Origin of the sequence: Periweissella fabalis (assembly GCF_012396505.1) — a bacterium.
Taxonomy (GTDB): Bacteria; Bacillota; Bacilli; order Lactobacillales; family Lactobacillaceae; genus Periweissella; species Periweissella fabalis.
This window is the reverse complement of record NZ_JAAXPN010000004.1, coordinates 128,526-134,641: the sequence shown is the minus strand read 5'-3', so window position 1 is coordinate 134,641 and position 6,116 is coordinate 128,526. Positions and strand designations below refer to the sequence as shown.

The following is a 6,116-nucleotide window of genomic DNA, read 5'->3' as shown; positions in this document are numbered from 1 at the left end:
GGTAGATAGGTTAGAAGTGGAAGTGTGGTGACACATGTAGCGGACTAATACTAATCGGTCGAGGACTTAACCACGAAGTGGTGTCCGGTGTAAAAGATTTAAATGATAATATTCAGTTTTGAGAGATTAAGTATTTCTCAGAGACATAAGTGTGGTGATGATGGCGCAGATGATACACCTGTTCCCATGCCGAACACAGAAGTTAAGCTCTGTAGCGCCGAAAGTAGTTGGGGGATCGCTCCCTGCGAGGATAGGACGTCGCCATGCTTATATGTCCCGTTGGTCAAGTGGTTAAGACACCGCCCTTTCACGGCGGTAACATGGGTTCGAATCCCGTACGGGACATTTACAAAGTAAACAAACTTTGGTAAAATTAAATATCTTGGAAGATTAGCTCAGTTGGGAGAGCATCTGCCTTACAAGCAGAGGGTCACAGGTTCGAGCCCTGTATCTTCCATTCAATGGTCGCATGGTATAGTTGGTTATTACGCCCGCCTGTCACGCGGGAGATCACGGGTTCGAGTCCCGTTGTGACCGTTTCAAATGGCTCAGTAGCTCAGTTGGTAGAGCAATGGATTGAAGCTCCATGTGTCGGCGGTTCGATTCCGTCCTGCGCCATAGATTTATATTTTAAGTATGGTATAAATCTATTTTTAATATTATGGCGGTATTGGTGAAGTGGTTAACACACTGGTTTGTGGATCCAGCACGCGTGGGTTCGATTCCCACATACCGCCCTTTTATTGGGCTATAGCCAAGCGGTAAGGCAACGGTTTTTGGTACCGTCATGCGCTGGTTCGAATCCAGCTAGCCCAGTTGGTAATAAATTTGTTACCAAGTAGCTGAATAGATATGCCGTTGTGGCGGAATTGGCAGACGCGCTGGACTCAAAATCCAGTTCCTTCACGGGAGTGTGGGTTCGACCCCCACCGACGGCATTGTATAAAACGTTATGAATAAATATTCATAACGTTTTTTGTTATAATAAAATGAATTAAATTTAATATGGAGGCGAATTAAGGGCATGAAAATTACAGGTGTCATTGTTGAATATAATCCCTTTCATAATGGGCATAAATATCATATTGAGCAAGCCCGCCTACTGACAAAAGCCGATGTAGTTGTTGCTGTAATGAGTGGAAATTACGTTCAACGTGGTGAGCCAGCAATGCTAGATAAATGGACTCGAGCCAAAGAAGGACTTTTAAACGGTGTTGACGTTGTTTTTGAACTACCATTTGCAATGGCAGTTCAACCAGGCCATATATTTGCACAACAAGCTGTTAAACTGTTACATGCAGTTGGTGTCGACACAATTGTTTGCGGTGCTGAGCATCCCAATTATAACTTTATGAAGCTAGCTAATTTACCAATAAAAAACCATTCAGCTTTCACACAATATGATCAAACATATGCTACTACTTTTTATCAGGAATTATTTGAAAAGAGTGGAATTGAAATAAATTTGCCTAATGATATTTTATGTCTGTCATACGCCACGGCGATTACTGAATATGAGTGGGAAAAAGACATAAAAATCTTACCCATAAAACGTATTATGGCTAATTATCATCAAAATAACTTACCTAGTGGAAATATTGCAAGTGCGTCAGCTGTTAGGCAACATTCTCCACATGAAGTAAGGCGATATGTACCTGTGCAAACATTCAATGATTTAATAAATGTTAAGCGCACGAGCAATTTTAAAAGCACTTGGTGGCCGGCATTACAATATCGTCTTCAAACAGCAAGTATTGAAGAGTTAAAACAGATTTATCAAGTTACAGAAGGCTTAGAATACAAACTAAAAGAAACCGTCGAACGTGCAAGTAACTATGAAGATTTTATGCACTTACTTAAGTCAAAACGATATACATCAGCACGTTTACAGCGACTAATTTTGTACGTGTTACTGAATGTAACTGAGCAGCAAATGCAACTGGCTTTAGAGCAACCATTTTTAAATTTATTGGGAGCCACAACAACCGGACAACTTTGGCTACGAAAAATAAAGAAGCAAACTGAGATACCAATATTGAGTAAAATCGGTGCTAAAGTAAAGTCACAAGAATTTGCTTTACAATACAAAGTTGATCAGATTTTTACAACACTCGGGAAGCAACCAGTGCAAAATATTGGTCGAATACCATGGCGAATAAACAATTAAATGACTTTACAATAAATGCTTTGACTATAACGATATAATAAGGTATACTTGATTAGTTGCAAAAGGAGGGAACCAATATGAAATGGTCAATGCTTGAATTGAAAAAATTTAAAGAAGTACCTTTAAATTTAAGTGAAACTTTAGATCTAAAAGCTGATATTTTAGCACGATTTTCTGATTTCATTTTAGATATTACTCCTATTACAGTTCAAGGTTTCCTTGAATATAAAAATGAGGATGTCTATATCCATGCACAAGTTACTGGTAGTATGACGGTACCGTCTTCACGGTCATTAAAGCCCGTTGAAATGCCTTTTGACTTTGCAATTGATGAAACTTATACTACTGAAGAAAGTCATCTCGAACGTTATGAAATCACTGATTCAGTTATTGTGTTAGAAAATGATGTTTTGAATTTTAATGAAGCAATTGAGGAGTATTTAGTACTCCAGATTCCTTTGCAAATTTTAGCTGAAGATGAGGTCGTTGACGACTCTGACATGCCTTCTGGAAATGGTTGGGAAGTATTAACCGAAGATCAACTAGAAGCAAAAAAAGCTAATACAACTAATATTGATCCACGTCTCGCTAAACTCAAAGACTTATTCCCTGATCAGGAAGAAGGAGAATAGCAGACTCTTAAATTTGTAACACGCGTGGATATAAAATTTTAAGGAGGATACTCGAATATGGCAGTTCCATCACACAAGACTTCTAAGTCAAACAAGCGTGCCCGTCGTGGACACATCAAGCTTGTTGCGGCTGGTTTAAGCGCATGTCCAAACTGTGGTGAATTACGTAAGTCACACTACGTATGTTCAGCATGTGGTTTCTACGACGGTCGCGAAGTAGTTAAAACTAGCAAATAATGAATTAACATCAGATGCCTTTGGTATTTGATGTTTTTTTATTGCAATAAAAACATATTTAGTTTGACTTAAAAGCATAATAACAATAGAATATTATATGTGTATGAATCAAATTAACATCTTTGAAAAATTAAATTTATAGCACCCGAGTTATAAATTATGCACGCATGGAGGCATTATGTCTGGAATTTTGGCTAGTGTAGTCGCCGTGGCAGTGTTAGCATTAGTAATCGGTGGGGTGATTGGGTATGTGTTACGTAAGGGCACTTACGAGAAGACAATGATCCAAGCACACCAAACTGCCGAAGATTTCCTTGTACAAGCAAAAAAAGATGCTAAAACTTTGAAAAAAGAAGCATTAATTGAAGCCAAAGATGAAAATCACAAGTATCGGACTGAAATTGAAAAAGAACTCAAAGAACGCCGTTTTGAAGTTCAAAAGCAAGAAGATCGACTTTTACAGCGTGAAGCATCAATGGAACGTAAGGATGCGGCTTTAGAAAAACGCGAAACTGCGTTAGCGGCTAAAGAAGATAAACTTAGTCGTGAAAACGATAATTTACAAAAATTGCAACAACGTGCAGAGGCCTTGGTTGACGATCGTGAAAACGAGTTACAAAAAGTTGCCGGGTTAGAACAGAGTGAAGCCAGAGAATTAATTCTTTCTGAAACTAAGCAGCAATTAGCCCATGAACGGGGTATTTTAATTAAGGCTAGTGAAGAAGAGGCTAATGCAGAAGCAGAAAAGCGGGCTAAAAATATTGTGGTTCAAGCAATTCAACGCTCTGCAGCTGATATGGTATCAGAAACCACAGTATCAGTAGTCACTTTACCAAATGATGATATGAAAGGGCGAATTATTGGACGCGAAGGTCGCAATATTCGTACACTTGAAACTTTAACAGGGATTGATTTAATCATTGACGATACACCAGAAGCGGTTGTATTATCAGGGTTTGATCCAATTCGCCGTGAAGTTGCCAAGTTAGCCTTAGAAAAGTTAATTTTGGATGGTCGTATTCACCCAGCTCGTATTGAAGAGATGGTTGAAAAAGCTCGTAAAGAAATTGATGAAAAAATTCGTGAAATTGGTGAACAAGCTGTTTTCGAATTGGGTATTCATGGAATTCATCCTGATTTAATTAAAATCATTGGTCGAATGAACTATCGTACATCATATGGACAAAATGTTCTTACGCACTCGATTGAAGTTGCTAAATTATCGGGAATTTTAGCTGCTGAACTTGGCGAGGATGTTACTCTTGCAAAACGCGCAGGATTATTACACGATATTGGGAAAGCTGTCGACCAAGAAGTCGAGGGCTCCCATGTAGAACTTGGTATTGAGATTGCTACTAAGTTTAAGGAAAAGGAAGTTATTGTTAATTCGATAGCATCACACCATGGAGATACAATGGCTACATCTGTTATCTCAGTCTTGGTTGCTTCTGCTGATGCAATTTCAGCAGCTCGTCCAGGTGCTCGCTCAGAGTCACTAGAAAATTACGTACAGCGCCTTAAACAATTGGAAGCAATTGCTGATAATTTTGATGGTGTTGAAAAGTCATTTGCAATTCAGGCTGGCCGTGAGATTCGCGTAATTGTTGAACCAACAAAAGTTGATGATTTAGAAGCAACAATTATTGCTCGTGATGTGAAAAATCAAATTGAACATGATCTTGATTATCCAGGGCATATTAAAGTTACTGTTATTCGTGAAATTCGTAATACAGAAATTGCTCAATAAAAAAGTAAAAAAGCTTGCCAGTTGGCAAGCTTTTTTATTATTTAAAATTAAAAGGCACCTAAAGCACTTGCGGCACCTAAAACTGTTCCTAAAACAGTAATGATTAGCATTAAATAAACCATTACCATTGTAAATTTTTGAAAACCAGACTTTTTCTTCTTTTCGTACATTTTTCACACTCACTTAAATTATTTTCACTTGTGATTGTACTTTAAAAATATCAATCTTGCAAGGAAGGTGTTGATTAGGTATTCTTATCTTAGTTTTAAATTATCTTGGAGGTGGCCATAGTGGCACAGTCAATTTCTTGGCTAATATTACTGGGGATTTCTATTGTAGTCTTTACAGGTCTCTTCTTTATTCGTCGGACATTCTATCGATTTATTCCGCGTGAATTACAGATTGCAGATTTATTACCGCCAGTTTTAATATTAAATTTGCATGTTTTAAGCTTTCAAACAACAGGTTGGTCAGTTTTTCCATATTTAATGATTACATGGCTCACATTGTTATTAGCATTTGTAATTTATCGAGGCTTTATTACACAATCGTTTCGCTTTCGTAAAGATATGCTGACGTATTGGCGTTTTTCTACATTGGTTTTACCAATTATTTATATAATTTTTTTAGTAATAAACTTACTAAAATGATATTTTAGAATATCACAATTTATGAGTCTGTATAATACAGGCTTTTTTTGTAGTAAAAAATTAGATTATATTAATAATATCTATTAATTATCTATTTATTAGAAAGCTAGTGAAGCATTATAAAAATTTATAAATAAAAAATGTGGTGATTTGTGGTAGAGAGTGGGGAAATGTGGTAAATTTATTTGTGGAGTAGTGTGTGCAGAATTGGTTTTGAATAACTTGAAAGGCAAGGACTATGGCATGTTTGTAGGTGAATATAAACATAATATAGACGACAAAGGTCGTTTAATTATTCCTGCTAAATTTCGTAACCAACTAGGAGATAAATTTATCTTGATAAAATGGCTTGAGCATGCACTATATGGTTTCCCTGTAAATGAATGGGAAATCTTTGAAAATAAACTAAAAGCACTACCAATGACTAATAAGGATGCCCGTAAATTTCAACGTTTTGTTTTCTCAAGTGCAATTGAAGCTGAATTTGATAAGCAAGGACGCGTTGTGTTACCAGTAGCACTACGTGAATATGCAAATATTAGCAAAGCTACAGTTATAACCGGCTCAGGGGTTGGTTTTGAAATATGGGATGCTGCTACTTGGCAAACATACACTAGTGATGTTGCAGAAAACTTTGATGATATTGCTGATGGCTTAGTTGACTTTAATTTTTAAAAACGAGA

At 37.0% G+C, this 6,116-nt stretch carries 7 protein-coding genes, 7 tRNA genes and 1 rRNA gene; 14 read left to right on the top strand and 1 reads right to left on the bottom strand.

The genetic code is table 11. The features are described from left to right. The first annotated feature begins 150 nt into the window (after positions 1-150). From rrf to rny, 12 genes are all read left to right on the top strand, one after another. Positions 151-267, top strand: a 5S ribosomal RNA gene (rrf, locus tag HF964_RS05470). 6 nt (positions 268-273) lie between these two features. Continuing rightward, positions 274-345: transfer RNA gene (locus HF964_RS05465), tRNA-Glu, on the top strand. A gap of 39 nt (positions 346-384) precedes the next feature. Then, a tRNA-Val gene (locus tag HF964_RS05460) sits at positions 385-457 on the top strand. 6 nt (positions 458-463) lie between these two features. Next, a tRNA-Asp gene (locus tag HF964_RS05455) sits at positions 464-537 on the top strand. Between the two features lie 8 nt (positions 538-545). Next, positions 546-618: transfer RNA gene (locus HF964_RS05450), tRNA-Phe, on the top strand. A 46-nt stretch (positions 619-664) separates the two neighbouring features. After that, positions 665-737: transfer RNA gene (locus tag HF964_RS05445), tRNA-His, on the top strand. A 7-nt stretch (positions 738-744) separates the two neighbouring features. Continuing rightward, positions 745-816 (top strand) — tRNA-Gln (locus HF964_RS05440). A 38-nt stretch (positions 817-854) separates the two neighbouring features. Further along, positions 855-938 (top strand) — tRNA-Leu (locus tag HF964_RS05435). Positions 939-1,024: 86 nt separating this feature from the next. After that, entirely contained in the window at positions 1,025-2,167 is a 1,143-nt protein-coding gene (locus HF964_RS05430; RefSeq protein ID WP_168722047.1) for a nucleotidyltransferase, read from the top strand. Between the two features lie 77 nt (positions 2,168-2,244). After that, positions 2,245-2,799 (top strand): YceD family protein, encoded by a 555-nt coding sequence (locus tag HF964_RS05425; RefSeq protein ID WP_168722046.1) that lies wholly within the window; start codon positions 2,245-2,247, stop codon positions 2,797-2,799. Between the two features lie 57 nt (positions 2,800-2,856). After that, on the top strand, positions 2,857-3,036 hold the full coding sequence (gene rpmF, locus HF964_RS05420; RefSeq protein WP_168722045.1) for a 50S ribosomal protein L32: 180 nt from the start codon (positions 2,857-2,859) through the stop codon (positions 3,034-3,036). A gap of 178 nt (positions 3,037-3,214) precedes the next feature. After that, a complete protein-coding gene (gene rny, locus HF964_RS05415; RefSeq protein ID WP_168722044.1) occupies positions 3,215-4,783 on the top strand; it encodes a ribonuclease Y in 1,569 nt (522 codons plus the stop codon). Between the two features lie 47 nt (positions 4,784-4,830). Here the strand turns inward: rny and HF964_RS05410 are convergent, their stop codons facing one another. Then, positions 4,831-4,953, bottom strand: a complete 123-nt coding sequence (locus HF964_RS05410; RefSeq protein ID WP_168722043.1) for a DUF4044 domain-containing protein — start codon at positions 4,951-4,953, stop codon at positions 4,831-4,833. Between the two features lie 120 nt (positions 4,954-5,073). Here HF964_RS05410 and HF964_RS05405 point away from each other — a divergent pair, with 120 nt between their 5' ends. Further along, a complete protein-coding gene (locus HF964_RS05405) occupies positions 5,074-5,433 on the top strand; it encodes a DUF3397 family protein (RefSeq protein WP_168722042.1) in 360 nt (119 codons plus the stop codon). Positions 5,434-5,676: 243 nt separating this feature from the next. Continuing rightward, the gene (mraZ, locus tag HF964_RS05400; protein ID WP_168722041.1) at positions 5,677-6,108 is read left to right on the top strand and encodes a division/cell wall cluster transcriptional repressor MraZ; all 432 of its coding nucleotides are present in this window, start codon (positions 5,677-5,679) and stop codon (positions 6,106-6,108) included. The last annotated feature ends 8 nt before the right edge of the window (positions 6,109-6,116 follow it).